This is a genomic window from Bradyrhizobium semiaridum (assembly GCF_020329505.1).
GTDB classification, from domain to species: domain Bacteria; phylum Pseudomonadota; class Alphaproteobacteria; order Rhizobiales; family Xanthobacteraceae; genus Bradyrhizobium; species Bradyrhizobium semiaridum.
Genome location: NZ_JAGKJJ010000106.1, coordinates 1 through 617 on the forward strand (window position 1 = coordinate 1; position 617 = coordinate 617).

Below are 617 nucleotides of genomic sequence, written 5' to 3' on the forward strand. Positions count from 1 at the left end.
CCGTACGCTCGTCGTCCTCCTTGATCAGGCCGCCGAGCAGCACGGTCTGGCCGCTACTGGTGCCGACGGTCGAGTGGATGCGCCGCTGCGAGATCGTCGGCGTCAGGTTCTGGGCGCTGGCGCCGCCCGGATTGACGACATTGGAGACCTCCTGCTCGATCTCGAGCTCGATCGATCCGTTCGGGTGGACATGCGGCAGCACCTTGAGGATGATGCCGGTGTTCTGCCGGCTGATGCTGCTCACCACGTTGAGGCCGGTGACGGTCGAGCCGGTCGAGATCGGCACCTGGTCGCCGACAATGAACCGGCGATCCTCGAGGTCGGCGACCACGAGCGACGGAGCCGAGAGCACCTTGACGCTGGTCAGGGTGGAGAGCGCGTTCAGCACCAGCTTGGGATTGGCCTCGGCGCCGAGCAGCAGGTTGAAGCCGGGCAGCACGCGCGCGAGCAGGGCGGTCTGCGCCGTCGACTGCGCGGCGCTGAACAGGCCGACCGATCCCTTATCCTGGCCGGCGCCGGCATTGGCGCTGGTCAGATAGGCCTGCACGCCATACTGCAACTGATCCGTCAGCGTGACCTCGGCGACCATGGCGTCGACGGCGACCTGCAGCCGCGGG

At 67.7% G+C, this 617-nt stretch carries 1 protein-coding gene; it reads right to left on the reverse strand.

Annotated elements, in window-relative coordinates; translation table 11 throughout:
* Nucleotides 1-617, reverse strand: a 617-nt coding sequence (locus J6500_RS31700) for a type II secretion system protein GspD (protein ID WP_376707880.1), incomplete at both ends; no start/stop codon positions are given.